This is a genomic window from Streptomyces sp. NPDC097617 (assembly GCF_044761485.1).
Classification (GTDB): Bacteria; Actinomycetota; Actinomycetes; order Streptomycetales; family Streptomycetaceae; genus Streptomyces.
The window spans coordinates 109512-128163 of the sequence record NZ_JBIWCL010000002.1 but is presented as its reverse complement, the minus strand read 5'-3'; the positions used below and the strand labels follow the sequence as shown (position 1 = coordinate 128163).

The following is an 18652-nucleotide window of genomic DNA, read 5'->3' as shown; positions in this document are numbered from 1 at the left end:
GTCCTCCCATGACGCTCCAGCGCCGGATTCTGATCCTGGCCACCGCCGTGGCCCTGCTCGCCGCGGTCGGTGTGCTCGCCGTGCTGCGGGCCTCCTCCCGCGCCGACGAGAAGGACCACGCCCGGGCGGGCGGCCCGTCCGTCACCCCCGGCGCGGTCTCGCTGGCAGCGGGTGGCGGGGGCCGGCGGATCGTGTTCCGCAACATGGCCTGGGGGCCGCACCGCGACGAGCTCGCCACGGTCGCGGCCGGCGCGCCGGAGGGCACCCGTACGGCGTCCGGGGTCAGCTGCCTGCGCTTCCACGCCGCCGGAGGAACCGGAGTCTGCCTCCAGGCGGACCGGAGCGGGGTGCAGGAGGGCTATCGCGCGGTCGTCCTCGACGCCCGACTGAAGGAAGTGTCCGCGCACCCGCTGGGAGGTCTCCCCACCCGGGCCCGGGTCTCGCCCGGCGGGCACCTCGCCGCCTGGACCGTCTTCGTCGGCGGGGATTCGTACGCGGGCACGGACTTCTCGACGCGCACCTCGGTGCTCGACCTGCGCACGGGCCGGCTGGACGCCTCGCTGGAGGACTTCACGATCCTCAAGTACGGGAAGCCGTACCGCAGCGCCGACGTGAATGTCTGGGGGGTCACCTTCACCGCCGACGAACGGACCTTCTACGCGACCCTCGCCACCGGCGGCCGGACCCACCTGGTCCGCGGAGACCTGGCCGAACGAACCGTGACCACCCTGCGCGAGAACGTCGAGTGCCCGTCGCTGTCACCCGACGGGACCCGGCTGGTCTTCAAGAAGCGGGTGCCGGGGCTGCCGGCCGAGGCGCCGTGGCGGCTGTACGCCCTGGACCTGGCCTCCGGCGCCGAGACCCCGCTCGGAGAGGAGCGCAGCGTGGACGACCAGGTGGTGTGGATCGACGACAGGACCGTCGTCTACGCCCTGCCGGGGGATTTCGGCGCCGATCTGTACGCCGTACCGGCCGACGGGAGCGGCGTCCCGGCCCGGCTCATGGACTCGGCCCTCGCCCCGGCCTTCCTCGGGTGAGGAGGCCGCGGCGGGGGACATGAGGCAGGACCGTTTTCCGCTCTTCCGACCGGCCGGCCGGGTTACGCGGGGACGAGGGTCTTGCGGCGCCGTTTGCGCTGCGCGCCCGCCGACACCCTCAGCTCGATGATCGACCGCACGGCCGGCCACTCCTCGTCGAGGATCGAGTAGAAGGCGGTACTGCGGACGGCGCCGTCGAGGCCGCGCGAATGGGCCCGGCGGACCCCCTCGCAGGTGAAGCCCAGACGTTCCATGGCGGCCCGCGACCGGCCGTTGCGCGCATCAGCACGCAGAGAGATGCGCCGCACCCCCCAGGTCTCGAAGGCATGGCGGAGCATGAGCAGCTTCGCCTCGGTATTGATGCCGGTCCCCTGGGCGCCAGGGGACAGCCAGGTATTGCCGATCTCGGCGGCATCGGGGATCGCCGTCGCCGGATCGCCGAACGGGACGCCGGGCACGGCGGGCCAGACCAGAGGCCCTTGCCAGTAGTCGAGTTCCAGGAAACGGGTCGAACCGACGACCCGCCCGTCGGTGGCTCTGACCACCGCGAACGGGAGCGATCGACCCGCAGCCTGATCGGCGAGGGCACGGTCGATGTACTCGTGGGACGCCTGCAACCCGTGAGGTACGGGAGTGAAGGCGTAAGTCGTACGATCCTCGGCCCCGGCCACGGCCAGGGCCTCGGTGTGGTGGGGGGCGAGGGGCTCGAGCCGCACGGTGCGGCCCGCGAGGTGTACGGGTACGGGCACGGAGCCTTCGGTCCTTCTGGGCGGTGGGGTGGTTGCACAGTCTGCGTCCATGACGTCGCCCCCCGTGCAAAACACGAGTGAAAGGCAACCGGCTGTCAGGTGAACGCGAGTGGCTCAATGTAGCCCCTTGAAGTCCTCTCATGAACCCCCAATTTGGCAATGGCGTGCCACTGATTTTCGACGACTTGGGTCCCCGCGACGGAGCGCCCGTAATCCTGATCCACGGACATCCCTTCAACCGCACGATGTGGGCCCCCCAGACGGCCGCGCTGACGGCTGCCGGGTACCGCGTGATCACGCCTGACCTGCGGGGATACGGAGAAAGCCCGGTGGTTCCGGGGGCGGCTCTGCTGGCGGATCTCGCGGACGATCTCGCCGGGCTTCTCGCCGGCCTGGGCATCGAACATGCGGTCGTCGGTGGTGTGTCCATGGGCGGTCGGATCGCGATGGAGGTACGACTGCGCCACCCGGGTCTGGTACGGGCCCTGGTGCTCTGCGACACCTCCCCGGTGCCGGAGACCCCCGACGGTGCGAAACTCCGCCGGGAGACCGCCGAACGGCTGATCGCCGAGGGCATGCGGCCCTACGCCGAAGAGGTCATCGACAAGATGCTGGCGGCCTACAACGTGAGCGCCATGCCCGAGACCGCCGCACGGGTCGGCGCCATGATGTGCGCGACCGACCCCGAGGGCGCCGCCGCGGCGCTGCGCGGCCGGGCCGAGCGCCCGGACTACCGGCCCGTGCTCGGCGAGAGCGCCGAGCCCTGCCTGGTGCTGGTGGGCGCCGACGACGTCTACACCCCGGTCGCGCAGGCCGAGGCCCTGCACGCGCTGTTGCCCCATGCGGTGCTCACCGTCATCGAGGGGGCCGGACACCTGCCGGGGATGGAGCAGCCGGAGGCCTCCAACAAGGCACTGCTGGACTTCCTCGCCGGCCTCTGAGGGGCGCACCGGCCGGCCCCCGGCCCGTTCGGCAGGCGGCGACCCCGACCCGGACCGACCCGCGTTCCGCGCCGCTGAGATCATTGCGGGCATGGACGACGTACTGCGGAGACTGGCCGCCGTAGGACCCTTCTTCACCGTTTCGTACGGGACGGAGCCGCCCGGCCCCGGCTTCCGGCCGCTCACCGCGCTGTACGGGGAGCAGCTCGGGCCGCACGTGGCCGAGGTGGGCCGGCGGATCGGCACCGGGCCCGGCCGGGTCGCCGCCTCGACCGCGCAGTTCGGGATCGTCTCCCGGCTCTGGTCGCTCGGGCTCGGCTCCGCGGCGCTGGCGGGCCGGGTACCGGACCTGGCCGCCGACCGGGTGTGGTGGCGGCTGCCCGAGGCCGGGTCCCTCCAGCTGTGGCTGCCCGAGCCCGGACCCGGCCTGCCCGCGGAGGCGCTCGGGGAGAGCGTCCTGGCGAACCTGGCCGTGCTCGACGCGGCCCTGCGCGAGCGCTTCGGGGTCTCCGCGAAGGTCCTGCGCGGCAACGCGGCGTCCGGGCTCGTCGGGGCGCTGCGGGTGCTGATCGACCGGGTGCCGGGCGGCGCTGCCGTGCAGCTGGCGGGCGCCCTGCTGGCCGACGGCGGAGCGCTGGCGGGCACCGGCACCTTCATCCACGAGGAGGGGCTCGGGGTGGCCTTCGTACGGCGCAGCTGCTGCCTCTACTACCAGGTGCCCGGCGGCGGCCTCTGCGGGGACTGCGTGCTGCGGGCCGGGCGGCGGGCCTGACGGCACGGGCCGCCGCCGCACGCGTCCGTTCGGGGCAAGGGAGGGCGTGCCGCACGGGGACCCGCCACGAGCCCGGCGTACGGTCCGCTGCATGAGCGCTCGTACACCTCGCCGGCCGTCCGCACTCACCCGCCGCGCGGCCCTGACCGGGCTCGCCGCGGGCGCCGGGGCGCTCGCCGTCGGCGGCACGGCCCGCACCGCGGCCGCCGCGCCCGAGCCCTCCGCGAAGGCCGTCGATCCCACGCCCGGAGCCATGGAGCTCTTCGACGATCCCGGCTTCAACTTCGCGGGCCTGCTCGCACTCGGCGCGGCCGGGATGCGCGCCTCCGAGGTGGGCGAGGTACTGACCGCGGTCAACGCCATCAACGCGGCCGGTCTGTCCGAGCAGACGTTCAGCGACACCTTCCGCGCCTGGGGGGACAGGCTCTCCGCGCCCCCGGCCGCCGGCCGTCACGGCCGCGGGACCCCCTCGCAGACCCGTCGCTTCCGCTCCCTGCGGGCCTCCCAGTACTACGCGCAGGCGCTGTTCTACGTGCTCGGCACCGACCACCCGGGTGACGAGGAGGCGGTCTACCTGGCCGGGCGCAAGGCCTGGGACACCTTCACCCAGCTGTGCTCACCGGCCGCCGTCCGCGCGAAGGTCCCGTACGGCAGGACGCACCTGCCGGTCTGGTTCTTCCGCCCGGACGGTCCCGCCCAGCCGCGCCCCACGGTGATCCTCACCAACGGCAGCGACGGCCAGAACCTGGACATGTGGACCTACGGCGTGGCCGCCGCCCTCGACCGGGGCTGGAACGCCCTCGTCTACGACGGCCCGGGCCAGGGGCAGTTGCTCTTCGTGGAGGAGATCCCCTTCACCACCCGCTGGGAGAAGGTGGTCGCCCCGATCATCGACTGGCTGGACGACCGCGAGGACGTCGACAGCGGCCGGATCGCGATCACCGGCCTCAGCATGGGCGGCAACCTCGTCGCCCGCGCCGCCGCATTCGAGCACCGGCTCGCGGCCGTGGCCTGCCAGCCGGGCTGTGTCAGCCCCTGGCTGGGATTCGACGCGGAGCTGCGCGCCGTCATCACCCCCGACAAGGAGGAGACCAACCGGGTCTGGAACGAGGAGGTCGTCCCGGAACTGACCCCGCAGCTCGCCTTCACGGTCAAGAAGCGCTTCGAGATCTTCGACAGGCAGGCACTGCGCCAGGCCCGCGAGGGCGTCGTGCTCACGGACGTCTGGACCCCGGCGCAGGTGGCCATGGGCCTCGACATCACCGGGGTGGTCGGGAAGATCAAGGCCCCGACGCTCGTCCTGGACTACGACTTCGAGCTGTTCTACCCGGGCCAGCCGCGGCAGATGTACGACCTGCTGCGCACCCGCCGCGAGTACGTGAAAATGACGGAGGCCACCGGGGCGCAGTTGCACTGCTCCCCGATGGCCCCGCAACAGCACTGCGACGTCGTCTTCGACTGGCTCGCCGACGTGCTCCAGCGCTAGGAGGACTTCCGGAGGGACCTCTAGAAGGTCAGGTTCCAGGAGTCGACCTTGCCGGTGTCGCCGCCGGCGTTGTCGTTGACCCGCAGCTTCCAGGTGCCGCCCGCCACCTCGGAGGAGGCGTTCACGGTGTAGACCTGGTTGATGTTGTCGGTGCTGCCGCCGGAACGGTTGTGCACCGTGTAGACGGTGCCGTCGGGCGCGATCAGGTCGACCTTGAGGTCACCGATGTAGGTGTGCACGATGTTCACGCCCACCTTCAGGGTGGCCGGAGCGTTGCCGGTCACACCGGTGACGGTGATCGGGCTCTCCACGGTGCTGTTGTCGCCGATGGCGAAGTCACCGAGGTTCTCGAAGTACTTGCCGGGCGGCGGCGTGCTGCCGACGGCCTTCAGCGCGTCGACCTGGCCCTCGCCGAAGAAGCCGTTCTTCGCCGTGGTGCCCTTGCAGCGGCTGTCCGACGGGCAGGCGACGTCGTTGGCCTGGGTGGCCAGCTTGTCGCGCAGCTGCGCCGGGGTGATGCCCGGGTTGGTGCTGGCCAGCAGGGCCGCCACACCGGTGACGTGCGGGGACGCCATCGACGTACCGCTCATGGAGCCGTACTTGCCGCCCGGCAGGGTGCTGTAGATGCCGGTGGTGTCACCGCCGGGGGCGGTCACGTCGACGACGTTCAGGCCGTAGTTGGAGTACGAGGCCTTCGCGGTCGTGCCCATCGCCGAGACCGTGACCACGCCCGGGAGCTCGGTCGGGATGTCCAGGCAGGCGTTGGTGATGGTGCGGGTGACCGGCGTCGAGTCGTTCGGGCTCTCGGTGTCGGTCGTCTTGTTGGCCAGGTCGATGTTGGAGTTGCCGGCTGCCGCGACCTGCAGCGAGCCCTTGCCCTCCGCGTACTCCTGGGCGCGCTTGACGCCCTCGATGATCGCGGCCTGGTCGGCGTTGTCCGGGCAGTTGAACTGCCACGGGTCCGTGTAGTAGCTGTTGTTGGTGACCTTGAAGCCGTGGTCACCGGCCCACATGAAGCCGCAGACGGTGTTCTCGGCGAAGAAGAGCGAGGAGGTCGGCTCGGCGATGCGCACCGAGGAGATCTTCACGCCCGGGGCGACGCCGATGACGCCCTTGCCGTTCTTGGCGGCGGCGACCGTACCGGCCACGTGCGTGCCGTGGGTGCCGACGTCGCGCCAGGCGCCCGTACGGGTGTCCGGCTTGCCGTAGGCGCAGGACGCCGAGTCCGCCGCGTTGAAGTTCGGAGCCAGGTCCTGGTGCTGGTCGTCCACACCGGTGTCCAGGATGCCGACCTTGACGGAAGCGGATCCGGTGGTCACGGCCCAGGCCTGGTCTGCCTTGATCTGGGTCATGTCCGCACGGACCGGCTCGCCCGAAGGCGTCGTGGACTGCGCCGGGTTGGCGGGCAGCGCCGGGTTGTAGGCCTCCGCCGGCACGTCCGAGGTGCGGGTGGCGCCGACCTGCTGGACCCCGCTCACACCGCGCATGGTGGTGGCGAAGGTGCCGGACGCGGAGTGGGCGATGATCACGCCGATCGCGTCGTAGTTGTTGAACACCGTGCCGCTGTTGGCGGTGACGGCGTTGCGCACCGCCGTGGTGTCACCGGGAGCGGTGATCACGAGGTAGGCACGGGTACCGGCAGCCCAGGTCGCACTCTGGGAAGTCGGGGCCGCAGCCTTGGGGGCCGCCGCGGGGGCGGGGGCCGAGGAGCCGGACGGAGAAACGGGAGCGGTGCCGGCGAGTGCGGCGGGAGCCCCGAGAGCAAGTGCCGCGCCGAGCGTGGCGGCCAGCACGAGCGTACGTCGAGGTCGGCTGGATATGTGGGGTATCAATGCGTCCTCCGAAGACCCGGTGGTCAGGCCGGGTCGAACGAAACAAGTGGTGGACGCAAGATGTCATGCACACAGCCTGTTACGGAAGTACCTTTTACAGCCTGGGGGTTCGTTTATCGGTGGCCGAATACCGACTATGGGTGCAAGTAGGGAGAATGCGTCGGCCGACCGGGCTGGGCACCGTGGGGGCGAGCCCGGCCCGGTCGGGCCGTGGGTGCGTACCGGTTAGACCGGTACCCCGTCCTTGGGGCTGCCCGAGGGAAGCGGCACGGAGTTCGGGCTTCCGTCGGACTCGCCGGATCCGGCGGGCTGTGCGGCTCCGGCGGCCCCGGCGGCTCCGCCGGACCCCGCGGACTGCACGGGTTCGCCCGGCCGCTGCGCTTCGTGGGCGTCGTCGACCAGCGTGCTCTCGTCGAACGGCAGGCGTCCCGCGAGGACTTCGGCGGCCCGTGCGTGGTCGAACTCCTTCGTCCAGGTTCCGATCAGCACCGTGGCGACCGCGTTGCCCGCGAAGTTCGTCAGGGCCCGCGCCTCACTCATGAACCGGTCGATGCCCACGATCAGGCCGACCCCGTCCACCAGTTCCGGTCGGTGCGACTGCAGTCCGCCGGCGAGGGTGGCCAGGCCCGCGCCGGTCACCCCGGCCGCGCCCTTCGAGGCGATGATCATGAACAGCAGGAGCGAGATCTGCTCGCCCAGGGCGAGCGGCTTGCCCATGGCCTCGGCGATGAACAGCGAGGACATCGTCAGGTAGATCGCGGTCCCGTCCAGGTTGAAGGAGTACCCGGTCGGCACCGTGATGCCGGTGACCGGCCGCGAGACCCCGAGGTGTTCCATCTTCGCGATCAGCCGCGGCAGCGCGGACTCCGAGGAGGAGGTCGAGAGGATCAGCAGGAACTCCCGGCCGAGATAGCGCAGCAGGGCGAAGACGCTGACCCCGGTGCACACGCGAAGGAGCGTGCCGAGGACCACGAACACGAACAGCAGACAGGTCGTATAGAAGCCGATCATGATGACGGCGAGGGACTTCAGCGCGTCGATGCCGGTGGCCCCGACCACCGCCGCGATCGCCCCGAAGGCGCCCACGGGCGCCGCCCACATGATCATCGCGAGCACCCGGAACACCAGCTTCTGGAGGTGCCCGATGCCCCGCAGGACGGGCTCGCCCGCCGTGCCCATGGCCTGCAGCGCGAACCCGCAGAGCAGGGCCACCAGCAGCGTCTGGAGCACCTCGCCCCCGGTGAAGGCGGACACCAGCGTGGTCGGGATGATCCCGAGCAGGAACTCCGGCGTGCTCTCCGCCCCGCCCGCCTTGGCCTGCGCCTCGCCCGCACTGCGGACCGCCTCGGTCAGGTGCAGCCCGCTGCCCGGCTCGAGCAGGTTGCCGACGAGCAGGCCGATGGCCAGGGCCACCGTGGACATGACCATGAAGTAGCCGAGGGCCAGCCCGCCCACGGCGCCCACCTTGGCGGCCTTGCGCACCGATCCGATGCCCAGCACGATCGTGCAGAAGATCACGGGCGAGATCATCATCTTGATGAGGCTGACGAAGCCGGTGCCCAGCGGTTTGAGCTCCACGGCCACGCCGGGGGCGGCGAAACCGACGGCGATGCCGAGCAGCACCGCGCCGATCACCGCGATGTAGAGATAATGCGTTCTGTCGCGTCTGGCGGCCACGATGCCTCCTGGTGGTGATTGCGTTCGGGGAGACCATCGCCCAGGGCTGTGACCCCGGTCACCCTTGCGTTCATTGAGTTCACGACCCGGTGCACACTGAGCGCCATGTTCCGCTTCCCTCGCCCCCCGCGCAGCCTCGCCGGCCAGCTCTTCGCCATGCAGGTGCTGCTGGTCGCCGTGGTCGTCGCGGGCTGCGCCGTCTTCGCGTACGCGACCGCCCGGGGCCAGGCCGAGGAGGCCGCCCGCCGCCAGGCCGGGGCGGTGGCCCTCGCGGTCGCCGACTCCCCGTCCGTACGCGAGGCCGTACGCGCGGGGGCGCGCGGCACCGACCCGTCCGTCGAGCTCCAGCCCTACGCGGAGCGGGTCCGCGAGGACTCCGGGGTGGCCTTCGTGACGATCATGTCCCCCGAGGGGCGGCGCTGGACCCACCCGGACCCGCGCCGGATCGGCGAGCCCTTCATGGGCAACACCGCGCGGGCGCTGCGCGGCGAGACCTTCAGCGAGACGTACACCGGCACCCTCGGTCCCTCCATCCGCGTGGTCACCCCGCTCCGGGACGACGGCCGCATCGTCGGCCTGGTCAGCGCGGGGATCACCGTCCGCACCATCAGCGACCGGCTCGCCACCCAGCTCTCCGCCCTCGCCTGGGTCGCGGGCGGCGCGCTCGCGCTGGGCGGGGTGGGAACGTACGTCGTCAACGCACGGCTGCGCCGTCACACGCACGGCATGAACGCGGACGAGCTCAGCCGCATGTACGACTACCATCAGGCGGCCCTGCACGGGGTCCGCGAGGGGCTGCTCATGCTCGACGGGCAGCGCCGGATCACCCTGATCAACGACGCCGGACGCGAACTGCTGGCCCTGCCGGTCGATGTCACCGGCACCGGGGTCGCCGACCTCGGTCTGCCGGCCCCGCTCACCGGGGCGCTGCTCGCCGACCGGCCCCGGGTGGACGAGGTGCACCTGACGGCGGACCGGGTACTGGTGGTCAACAGCTCGCCGGTCGCGGGCGGCGGCCGCCGGGGCACCGTCGTCACCTTGCGCGACCACACCGAACTGCAGGCGCTGACCGGGGAGCTGGACCACGAGCGGGGCTTCACCCAGGCGCTGCGTTCCCAGGCCCACGAGGCCGCCAACCGCCTGCACACCGTGGTCTCACTCATCGAGCTGGGCCGTGCGGACGAGGCGGTCGACTTCGCCACCGCCGAACTGGAACTCGCCCAGGCCCTCACCGACGAGGTGGTCACGGCGGTGGGCGAGCCGGTACTGGTGGCGCTGCTGCTGGGCAAGGCGGCCCAGGCGCACGAGCGGGGCGTCGAGCTGGTGGTGACGGCCGACAGCCGCAGCCTCGCCGAGGAGGGCGGGCTGCCGCCGGCCCGGGACCTGGTCACCGTGCTGGGCAATCTCATCGACAACGCCGTCGACGCGCTCACCGCCGTACCGGGGGCCCGGATCGCGGTGACGCTGCGGCCGGAGCCCGACGAGCTGCTGCTGCGGGTTGCGGACAACGGACCCGGACTGCCCGAGGGCGTGGACGTCTTTCGCCGGGGCTGGTCCGGCAAGGGGGAGGGCCGGGGCCTCGGACTCGCGCTGGTCCGGCAGGTGGCGGAGCGCTACGGCGGCGCGGTGGTCGCGGCGCAGGGCCCGGGCGGTGGCGCGGAGTTCACGGTCCGCCTGCCGCTCGCGGCCGCCCCCGGTGCGGACGCGCGGGACGCGGTCGCACCGTCTGACCCGGTCGCCCCCGTGGACCCGACTGACCCGACTGACCCGGTCGCCCCGGTCGCCCCGGTCGCCCCGGTGGACGCCGTGCGTCCGGCCGGTGCCGCCGATCCGGCGGGCTCGCGATGAGCGGGAGCGAGGTACGCGTGCTGGTCGTCGAGGACGACCCGGTGGCGGCCGACGCGCACGTGCTCTACGTCGGCCGGGTGCCCGGCTTCACCGCCGTCGGCGCGGTCCATTCGCTCGCCGAAGCCACCCGGTTCCTGGAGCGGACCCGCGTCGACCTGCTCCTGCTCGACCTCGGCCTGCCCGACGGGCACGGCCTGCGCTTCGCGCGCGGGCTGCGCGCTGCCGGTCACCCCGTCGACGTGATCGTGGTGACCTCCGCGCGGGACCTGGCGGTGGTCCGCGAGAGCGTCTCGCTCGGCGTGGTCCAGTACGTGCTGAAGCCGTTCGCCTTCCCCACCCTGCGCGAACGGCTCCTGCGCTACGCCGAGTTCCGCCAGGCGGCGGGCGAGGCGGTCGGCCAGGACGACGTGGACCGGGCGATGGCCGCCCTGCGCGCACCGCGCCCGGCCGAGCTCCCCAAGGGGCTGAGCGCGCCGACCCTGGACCGGGTCGCCGCCTTGCTGCGGGCGGCGCCCGAGGGGCTGACGTCGGCGGGGGCGGCCGAGGCGGCGGGGATCTCCCGGATCACCGCGCGCCGCTACCTGGAGCACCTGGTGGACACCGGCCGCGCGGACCGTACCCCCCGCTACGGCCAGGTCGGCCGCCCCGAACTGCACTACCGCTGGCTGGCGGCGGCGACCGGTTCGGTGTCGAAGGTGTAGAACTTGCGGTGATCCAGCATGTCCGCCGGGGTCACGTTGTTCCAGGGCCGCATGGTGTCGTTCAGGTCGACGACGTTCTGCGTGCCCGCACCCGGCAGGTATGTGGCCTGGGGGTGCTTGGCCTGCCACTCGGCCCACAGCTTGTCGATGAAGGCGTGGTGCATCCAGAACACCGGGTCGTTGGGGGAGACCCCGGTCGACATCTGCCCGCCGACCCACACGTGCACCCGGTTGTGCAGGTTGGCGCCGCGCCAGCCCTCCAGGTGATTGCGGAAGCCGTTGGAGGAGCTGTTCCAGGGCGCCATGTCGTAGACCTGCATGGCGAGTACGGAGTCCACCTCGGCCCTGGTCGGCAGCTGGGCGACGGACGTGCCGAGATCCCGGCGCAGGTAGGCGCGCCCGTCCACCCGTACGTTGATGTTCCACTTGCCCGTCGCGAATGCGAACGGGCCGTCCATCACCTGGCCGTCACGCGCCCGCCCGGTGCCGCCGAGGAAGTCGGGAGCCCAGAGGGAGGAGCGGGAGGTGCGGTCCGCGGTCCAGTCCCAGTAGGGCAGGGCGACGTTCGCATCCACTTTCTGCAGTGCCGCCTCGAACTCCAGGAGGAAGCGCCGGTGCCACGGCAGGAAGGAGGGCGAGCGGTGGCCGACGCGGTCGCCCGAATCGGTGTCGCTCATGATGAAGCCGTTGTGGGTGGTGACGAAGCGGTCGTAGCTGCCGTTGCGCTTGAGCTCCTGCAGGGCCGAGACGAAGGCGCGCTTCTCCTCGGGGGTCAGCGTGGCCTGGTTCTTGCGTACGGTCATGCCGCACCTCCGAAGGGGACGAGGGCGGCGCCCTGGAGATCGCGCACCGCGGCGCGGGCGAGCAGCTTCGGGTCGGCGAAGGTCTCGTAGTGGTTGATGACGCTGATCCAGGTGCCATCGGCGTTGCGCATGATGTGCAGTTCTCTGCCGTCTATTCGGACGGTGGGCTGGCCGGGGGAGTGGTGGCCGCCGTGGTGGCCACCCCCGCCCGCGGTGATCTGGATACGACGGCCCTTGTAGACCTCGTCGACCGTGCCCGGGGTGGTGGGCTCGGTGGGGGTCGCGGCGGCGTTCGTGGCGCCCGCGGCAGCGGCGGTCAGGCCAAGGACGGTGAGGGCACCGGCAGTTGTCCCCAAGGCTTGACGGCGAGTGATCTTCTTCATGGGTCGAAGAGGTATCAGGGTTGGGGAGAGGCTTGGCCTGTATCCGGACATGGTCGGATAAGTTGCTGGTAGAACAAGTTGGATGATCTTCCCGTCCGGAGCGGCTCCGGGGGTCCGAACGGGAAGATCTGCGGTGCCGAGTCTACTGGACAGTAATTTCTGCGGACGTCCGGGGGTCTTATGGGCAGGGTCACATTCCAGAGTCGGCTGGAAGCAGAGCGTCAACGATCCTTTGCGGTCTGTTACAGGCCCTCCCGGGTCGAGGGCGCGGCAGCGTAGCGCGTGGCTTTCGATCCCATCCCTGATCGGGGAGATTTGTCACTTATAGTCCCGATATGGCTCTTCATGAGACGAAGGACGTACGTGCCCAGGACGCCGACACGGACGTGTTCACGTCCACGCTGAGCGGCCAGATCCTCCCCAAGTACAAGATGCCTGAGGACCACTCACCGACCGAGGTGGTCTACGAGCTGCTCCGCAACGAGCTGCTCCTCGACGGCAACGCGGCCCAGAACCTGGCCACCTTCTGCACCACCTGGTCGGACGAAGGCGTGCACCGCCTGATGAACATCTGCCTCGACAAGAACATGATCGACAAGGACGAGTACCCGCAGACCGCCGAGATCGAGTCCCGCTGCGTCAACATCCTGGCCGACCTGTGGAACGCCCCCGCCGGCACCACCGCGGCCGGCTGCTCCACGACCGGCTCCAGCGAGGCCGCCATGCTCGGCGGTCTCGCGCTCAAATGGCGGTGGCGCGAGCGCCGCCGCGCCGCGGGCCTGCCCACCGACCGCCCCAACCTCGTGTGCGGCCCGGTCCAGATCTGCTGGGAGAAGTTCGCCCGCTACTTCGACGTCGAGCTGCGCCAGGTACCGATCGAGGCCGGCGCCACCGGCCTGCAGGCCCATCAGCTCGCCGAGTACGTCGACGAGAACACCATCGGCGTCGTCGCCATCCTCGGCGTCACCTACACCTGCGACTACGAGCCCGTCGCCGAGATCGCCGCCGAGCTCGACCGGATCCAGGCCGAGCACGGCTGGGACATCCCCATCCACGTGGACGGCGCGAGCGGCGGGTTCGTCGCACCCTTCCTCCACCCCGACGTGGTGTGGGACTTCCGGCTCCCGCGCGTCGCCTCCGTCAACACCTCCGGCCACAAGTACGGGCTCGCCCCGCTCGGAGTCGGCTGGATCGTCTGGCGCACCGCCGACCTCCTCCCGGCCGACCTCGTCTTCAACGTGGACTACCTGGGCGGCGACATGCCGACCTTCGCGCTCAACTTCTCCCGCCCCGGCGGCGAGATCATCGCGCAGTACTACCTCTTCCTGCGCCTGGGCCGGGGCGGCTACCGGCGCGTCCAGGAGGCCTGCGCCGACACCGCCCAGTACCTCGCCCGGCAGATCGCCGACATGGGCCCCTTCACCCTCCTCTACGACGGCCAGGGCGCCCTGCCGGCCGTCTCGTACAAGCTCACCGACGCGGCCACCGCGGGTTTCAGCCTGTACGACCTCTCCGACCGGCTGCGCATGCGCGGCTGGCAGGTGCCCTCGTACCCGCTGCCCGCCAACCGCGACGACACGGTCATCCAACGCGTCCTCGTCCGGCACGGCGTGACCCGCGACCAGATGGCCCTGCTCGTCACCGACCTGCGCGCGGCCGTGGAGCACCTGAAGGCCGCGCCCCCGCCGGTCCCGGCCGCCGAGCCCCGGTCCGGCTTCCACCACTGACCCGCGCCGGCCGCCGACCCGCGCCGGCCGCCGACCCGCGCCGGCCGCCGACCCGCGCCGGCCGCACCGTGATCGGCCCCGGCGGCGGAGCCGGGGCCGACGTACGGGCCGACCGATACCGGGCGCCGGGCCACGCGACCGTCTTTGCTACCGCGCGCCGAAGTTCTGCGTCCACCAGGGCCCCCCCGAGCCCTGGTGGATGCCCACGCCGATGTCCTTGAAGGAGCAGTTGAGGATGTTCGCGCGGTGGCCCGGGCTCTTCATCCAGGAGTCCATGACCGACTGGGCCGTCTGCTGCCCCCGCGCGATGTTCTCCCCGTACGTCGACCAGCGGTACCCGGCGGCGGTCGTCCGGTCGCCCGGGTCCTTGCCGTCGGGGCTGGTGTGCGCGAAGAAGTCCCGGGCCGCCATGTCGTCGGAGTGCCCCTGTGCGGCCGCGCGCAGCTGGGAGTCCTCCTTCAGCGGCCCGCAGCCGGCCGTCGCCCGCTCGCTGTTGACCAGCGCCACGACCTGGCCGGCCACCCCCGAGGGCGGGGCGGGCGCCGGCTTGGGCGCCGAGGCGCGCGGGCTCGGGGACTTGCTCTTGGACTGCGTCGGGCTCGGGCTCGCCGACGGGCTCGCCGAGGCGGAGGCCGACGGGGAGGGCGAGGGGGAGGGCGAGGCCGACTCCGAGGGCAGGGCCGCGGATTCGGTCGCCGAGAGCGCGGCCAGCGGGGTGGCGGGCGCGGCGGCGCCCTCCTTCGTGCCACCGGAACCGGGCAGCCCCCCGAGGTAGACGAGCCCGCCGCCCGCGACACAGGCCGCGAGCACCGCACCGCCGACCACCCGGCGGCGGCTCTGGCGGCGCTTGCGCAGTACGCCGCGGCCACCGGCGCCCGTGTTGGCCACGGGGGTGAGCTGGGTCGCCGCGTCCGCGAAGTTCGCGTCGAAGCCGTCGGCGAAGGCGACGCTCTCGGGAGCGAAGCCGGCCGCCCCGGCCGTCTTGACCCCGGCCAGCAGGGCCGCCGAGACCGGCACCAGGGCCAGACCGGCCAGCAGTCCCTCCGCCGGAACCAGTCCGCTCCACAGACCGGAGCAACGTGCGCATTCACGGGCGTGCCGGGCTATTCGCTTGCGCCACAGAGCCGAGGGCTGCCCGTCCCAGCCCGCCATGACGGTCTGCAGCTCCTGGCACGCCGGGTGCGTGTCCAGCGCCCGCTCCACCACGCGCGCGGATTCCAGCTGGGCCTTCATCCGCTGCACCCGCACCGCCGTGTGCTGCGGGGACAGCTCCAGGGCGCCGGCCACCTCCGCCCGGGTCAGCTCCCCGGCGCACTCCAGCCACCACAGGGACAGCAGCGCCCGGTCCTCGGGCTCCAGCCAGCGGGTGGCCCGCGCCGTCTCGCGCCGCTGGCCGGCGAGGTTGAGGCGGGCGACGGTCAGGTCGACGAAGTCGGCACCCGGGTCGGCGATATCGCTCGCCGCCTCCAGCGTGCTCTGGCCGAAGCCGCTCTGCCGGGCCTGCCAGTGCGCCCGCACCCGGTTCATCGCGATGGCCACCAGCCAGGACCGGAAGCTCTCGTCCACCCGCAGGCCGCCCAGCCCGTCGAGCGTCCGCAGCATGGTGTCCTGCACCACGTCGTCCACGTCGCAGGACCCGTTCAGGGCCCGCCCGACGATGTTGTAGACGAGCGGGAGATGGGCGCTGACGAGCTCGTCCTGCGCGCGGGGGTCACCCGCGCGGGCCGCTGCCACGAGTGCCGCGGTGTGCTGAGTAGTCATGTGATGTTCCCTGTCCGTACCGGCGGTCGATGATGCCCGATACCTGGGAGACCTGCGACCGGGGCGTCGATAACAGTTTTCCGAAAGAATCTTCCCGAAGATGTTTCGCGGGCCTCCCACCGGGGGTCACAGCAGCGGAGTCAGAGCCTCCGCGGTTGCGTGCAGGGCCGGCGCGTACGCCTCGATCTCCTCGCGGGAGACCAGGAAGGCGACGGTGGTGACGCTGACCCCACCGACCGGCCGCCCCGTCGGACCGAGGACCGCGGCGCCGACACAGCGGATGCCGGGCTCGTTCTCCTCGTCGTCCAGGGCGAAGCCCCGGGTGCGGATGTCCGCCAGTTGGGCGTACAGGGCCTTCGCGGTGGTGAGCGTGCGCGGGGTCCGCCGCGGCAGCCCGGTGGCCCCGATCAGCTCCTTGGCCTCGTCGGCGGGGAGGTGGGCCAGAATGCTCTTGCCGATTGCGGTCGTGTGCAGCGGCATGCGCATGCCGACGCGGGACGCCGTCCGGAAGGGCTGGTCGTCACCGCCCTCCAGTTTGCGGATGTAGGTGATGGCCTCTCCGCTGTGCAGGGCGAGATGGACCGTCTGCCCGGTGGACCGCCGCAGTTCGCCGAGGATGCGACCGATGCTGGCCGGTTCCCCGGCGCCGACGAGGGCGGACAGCCCGCGCAGTCGCGGTCCGACGCCGTACCGGCTGTCCGCCTCCTGGCGCACGAAGCCCTGGTCGATCAGCGAGGCCAGGATGCGGAACGTGCTCGACTTGGGCACCGCGGCCGCCGCCGTCAGATCGGCGAGCCGGTGCGGTCCGCCGGGTGCGGCCACCGCCTCCAGGACGCGCAGGGACTTCTCCAGGGCGGAACCGGCCGCGGAGGTCCGCCCGGTCCGCCCGGTCCGCCCGGGCTGCACGGTCCGCCCCGCATGGCCGCCCGCTGCCGCTTCATCCATTGACACAGGTACTCCTGGCGTGGGTAGGGTCTAGACCATGTGGTTCCGTTACACAGTACGCTGTTCCACTACGTGGAACGAAGGGGAGGGTCCGTTGCCCGCTCACCCGTCCGCTCACGGGTCAGCCGGCCCGTCCGGTCACGCATCCGTTCCTGCGTCCGTTCCTGCGCCGGTTCCTGCGCCGGTTCCTGCGTCCGGTCACCTGTACGCGGTGCTGGCCGCCCAGCGCGTACTGCCCGTGCTGCGCAACACCGACGCCGACGAGGCCGTTCGCGACACCACCGCCCTCCTCGCCGCCGGCTGCCGCGCCGTCGAACTCACCACCTCCACCCCAGGCTGGGCCGCCGCCGTCACCCGCACCGCCGCGCTCCGCGACGTCCACGGCCGCCCCGCCCTGATCGGCGTCGGCACGGTCACCACCACCGCGCAGGCCGATACCGCCCTGGACGCGGGCGCCGCCTTCCTGATCTCCCCGTACCCGGCCCCCGAGGTCCGCGCCGTCGCCGTACGCCGCGAAGCCCTGTTCATCGAGGGCGGGTTCACCCCCGGCGAGATCGCCGCCGCCGTCCGGGCCGCCGGAGCCGCCAAGGTCTTCCCGGCCCATGCGGTCGGCCCGGGGTTCCTCCGCTCCCTGCGGGCCGTCCTGCCCGCGGCGGTGATCATCCCGACCGGTGGCATCCGGCCCGCCGAGGTGCCCGAGTGGCTCGCCGCGGGTGCGACGGCCGTCGGCATCGGCGGCGGCCTGCCGACCGACCCCGCCGAACTGGCCGACGTCTTCGCCCCGGTGGCCGACGCGTCCGGCGGGCCCCACGACGCCGCCGCGGAGCGCTGACCCGTGCCCGGAGGGTCCGCCGAGCGCTACGACGTCCTCGTACTCGGAGAGGTCCTGGTCGAGATCCACGCGGGCACCGCCCTGCGCGAGGCCGCCGACGGCACCCCGGCCCGTATCTCGTACTCCGGGGACGCGCTCAACGCGGCGGCCGCCGCGGCCGCCGCCGGCGCCCGGACCGCCCTGCTCGCGGTGGTCGGCGACGACGAGCTCAGCGTTCCGCTGCTGCGCCGGGCCGCCGGGCTCGGTGTGGACGTCACCCATGTCCGCCGCGCCCCGCACCCCAACGGCGCCTACCTGCTCTCCGCCGACACCGACGGCGACCGGGAGTTCGTCTACTGGCGCACGCACAGCGCCGGATCGACCCTGGGACCCGGTCACATCGCGTCCTGGCGCGAGCTGCTGACCGGCTGCGGTGCCCTCATCACCAGCGGTATCACCGGCGCCCTGTCCCCGAGCAGCCGCGACGCCGTACTGGCCGCAACCCGCCTCGTGCACGGGGCGGGCGGGCACGTGACGTACGACCCCAACTTCCGCGCCCGGCTCACCGGTCCGGCCGAGGCCCGGGAACTGCTGGCCCGGATCGCACCGCTGACCGGGCTGCTCAAGACCTCCTGCCCGGCCGACGCGCGGGCCCTCGTCGACACGGCAGACCCGCGCGCCGCCGCCGCCCGCTGCCGCGCGCTGGGCGCCCGTACGGTCGCGGTCACCGCGGGCGCCGACCGCCTCCTGCTGGACGACGGCACGCGGGCCGTGTTCCACCCCGTGCCCGTCAATCCCGAGCCGGTGGACGCGACCGGCGCGGGCGACTGCTTCACCGGAACCGTCACCGCCCGGCTCGCCCTCGGCGACACCCTCGCGGACGCCGTGGCCTACGGCATGGCCGCCGCCGCCCTGTCGGTCTCCGGCCGCGGCGGCACCGGGCGCGTCCCCGCCTTCACCGAGACGGCCGCGCTGGCCGCCTCGCACCGACGTACCCGCCCGCCTCGACCGGGGTCTGCGGATCGGTGACCCGGCCCGCGGCGAGAACCAGCCGCGAGGCCCGGTGTCGTGAGGCGGTTGACCGCCCGTACCGTCTCGTGGTTCTCGTGGTTCTCGCGGCGGAGCGTGGGTGGAGGGACGCCGCCGGGCCGGATGGTCTCCGCGGCCCGGCGGCGCCGG

General features: G+C 72.5%; 16 protein-coding genes. 9 read left to right on the top strand and 7 right to left on the bottom strand.

All coding sequences use genetic code 11. The annotated features are described in order from the left end of the window. The first annotated feature begins 8 nt into the window (after window positions 1-8). Window positions 9-1037: a TolB family protein gene (locus tag ACIQZO_RS03810; protein ID WP_403619590.1), complete on the top strand. Its 1029-nt coding sequence runs from the start codon at window positions 9-11 to the stop codon at window positions 1035-1037. 62 nt (window positions 1038-1099) lie between these two features. Here the strand turns inward: ACIQZO_RS03810 and ACIQZO_RS03805 are convergent, their stop codons facing one another. After that, window positions 1100-1786, bottom strand: a complete 687-nt coding sequence (locus ACIQZO_RS03805; protein ID WP_403619586.1) for a GNAT family N-acetyltransferase — start codon at window positions 1784-1786, stop codon at window positions 1100-1102. A 140-nt stretch (window positions 1787-1926) separates the two neighbouring features. On the opposite strand from ACIQZO_RS03805, the gene ACIQZO_RS03800 reads away from it, so the two are divergent. The 3 genes from ACIQZO_RS03800 (at window position 1927) to ACIQZO_RS03790 (ending at window position 4985) form a co-directional block, all read left to right on the top strand. Next, window positions 1927-2727: an alpha/beta fold hydrolase gene (locus ACIQZO_RS03800; RefSeq protein WP_403619583.1), complete on the top strand. Its 801-nt coding sequence runs from the start codon at window positions 1927-1929 to the stop codon at window positions 2725-2727. A gap of 91 nt (window positions 2728-2818) precedes the next feature. Beyond that, window positions 2819-3499 carry a (2Fe-2S)-binding protein gene (locus tag ACIQZO_RS03795; RefSeq protein ID WP_403619580.1) on the top strand — a complete coding sequence of 227 codons (681 nt, stop codon included), beginning with the start codon at window positions 2819-2821 and terminating at the stop codon, window positions 3497-3499. A 91-nt stretch (window positions 3500-3590) separates the two neighbouring features. Next, window positions 3591-4985 carry an alpha/beta hydrolase family protein gene (locus ACIQZO_RS03790; RefSeq protein ID WP_403619577.1) on the top strand — a complete coding sequence of 465 codons (1395 nt, stop codon included), beginning with the start codon at window positions 3591-3593 and terminating at the stop codon, window positions 4983-4985. A gap of 20 nt (window positions 4986-5005) precedes the next feature. Here the strand turns inward: ACIQZO_RS03790 and ACIQZO_RS03785 are convergent, their stop codons facing one another. Together ACIQZO_RS03785 and ACIQZO_RS03780 are read right to left on the bottom strand one after the other, a co-directional pair. After that, window positions 5006-6778, bottom strand: coding sequence for a S8 family peptidase (locus ACIQZO_RS03785; RefSeq protein WP_403619574.1), 1773 nt, complete (start codon window positions 6776-6778; stop codon window positions 5006-5008). Window positions 6779-7042: 264 nt separating this feature from the next. After that, the gene (locus ACIQZO_RS03780) at window positions 7043-8494 is read right to left on the bottom strand and encodes a cation:dicarboxylate symporter family transporter (RefSeq protein WP_403619571.1); all 1452 of its coding nucleotides are present in this window, start codon (window positions 8492-8494) and stop codon (window positions 7043-7045) included. A gap of 105 nt (window positions 8495-8599) precedes the next feature. Between ACIQZO_RS03780 and ACIQZO_RS03775 the strand changes: the two genes are divergently transcribed. Together ACIQZO_RS03775 and ACIQZO_RS03770 are read left to right on the top strand one after the other, a co-directional pair. Next, on the top strand, window positions 8600-10342 hold the full coding sequence (locus tag ACIQZO_RS03775) for an ATP-binding protein (RefSeq protein ID WP_403619568.1): 1743 nt from the start codon (window positions 8600-8602) through the stop codon (window positions 10340-10342). After that, a complete protein-coding gene (locus ACIQZO_RS03770) occupies window positions 10339-11043 on the top strand; it encodes a response regulator (RefSeq protein WP_403619565.1) in 705 nt (234 codons plus the stop codon). Before ACIQZO_RS03775 ends, ACIQZO_RS03770 begins: the two co-directional genes overlap by 4 nt. Here the strand turns inward: ACIQZO_RS03770 and ACIQZO_RS03765 are convergent. Both ACIQZO_RS03765 and ACIQZO_RS03760 read right to left on the bottom strand, forming a co-directional pair. After that, window positions 10998-11846, bottom strand: a complete 849-nt coding sequence (locus ACIQZO_RS03765; RefSeq protein WP_403619562.1) for a tyrosinase family protein — start codon at window positions 11844-11846, stop codon at window positions 10998-11000. The genes ACIQZO_RS03770 and ACIQZO_RS03765 overlap by 46 nt on opposite strands. Then, window positions 11843-12229, bottom strand: a complete 387-nt coding sequence (locus ACIQZO_RS03760; protein WP_403619559.1) for a tyrosinase cofactor — start codon at window positions 12227-12229, stop codon at window positions 11843-11845. Before ACIQZO_RS03760 ends, ACIQZO_RS03765 begins: the two co-directional genes overlap by 4 nt. 335 nt (window positions 12230-12564) lie before the next feature. Between ACIQZO_RS03760 and ACIQZO_RS03755 the strand changes: the two genes are divergently transcribed. After that, window positions 12565-13956, top strand: a complete 1392-nt coding sequence (locus ACIQZO_RS03755; RefSeq protein WP_403619555.1) for a glutamate decarboxylase — start codon at window positions 12565-12567, stop codon at window positions 13954-13956. 147 nt (window positions 13957-14103) lie between these two features. Here the strand turns inward: ACIQZO_RS03755 and ACIQZO_RS03750 are convergent, their stop codons facing one another. Both ACIQZO_RS03750 and ACIQZO_RS03745 read right to left on the bottom strand, forming a co-directional pair. Further along, entirely contained in the window at window positions 14104-15717 is a 1614-nt protein-coding gene (locus ACIQZO_RS03750; protein WP_403619552.1) for a sigma-70 family RNA polymerase sigma factor, read from the bottom strand. A 126-nt stretch (window positions 15718-15843) separates the two neighbouring features. Beyond that, the gene (locus tag ACIQZO_RS03745; protein ID WP_403619549.1) at window positions 15844-16662 is read right to left on the bottom strand and encodes an IclR family transcriptional regulator; all 819 of its coding nucleotides are present in this window, start codon (window positions 16660-16662) and stop codon (window positions 15844-15846) included. Between the two features lie 211 nt (window positions 16663-16873). On the opposite strand from ACIQZO_RS03745, the gene ACIQZO_RS03740 reads away from it, so the two are divergent. Next, window positions 16874-17494, top strand: coding sequence for a bifunctional 4-hydroxy-2-oxoglutarate aldolase/2-dehydro-3-deoxy-phosphogluconate aldolase (locus ACIQZO_RS03740; RefSeq protein WP_403619546.1), 621 nt, complete (start codon window positions 16874-16876; stop codon window positions 17492-17494). A gap of 3 nt (window positions 17495-17497) precedes the next feature. Continuing rightward, window positions 17498-18502 (top strand): PfkB family carbohydrate kinase, encoded by a 1005-nt coding sequence (locus tag ACIQZO_RS03735; protein ID WP_403619543.1) that lies wholly within the window; start codon window positions 17498-17500, stop codon window positions 18500-18502. Window positions 18503-18652: the final 150 nt, after the last annotated feature.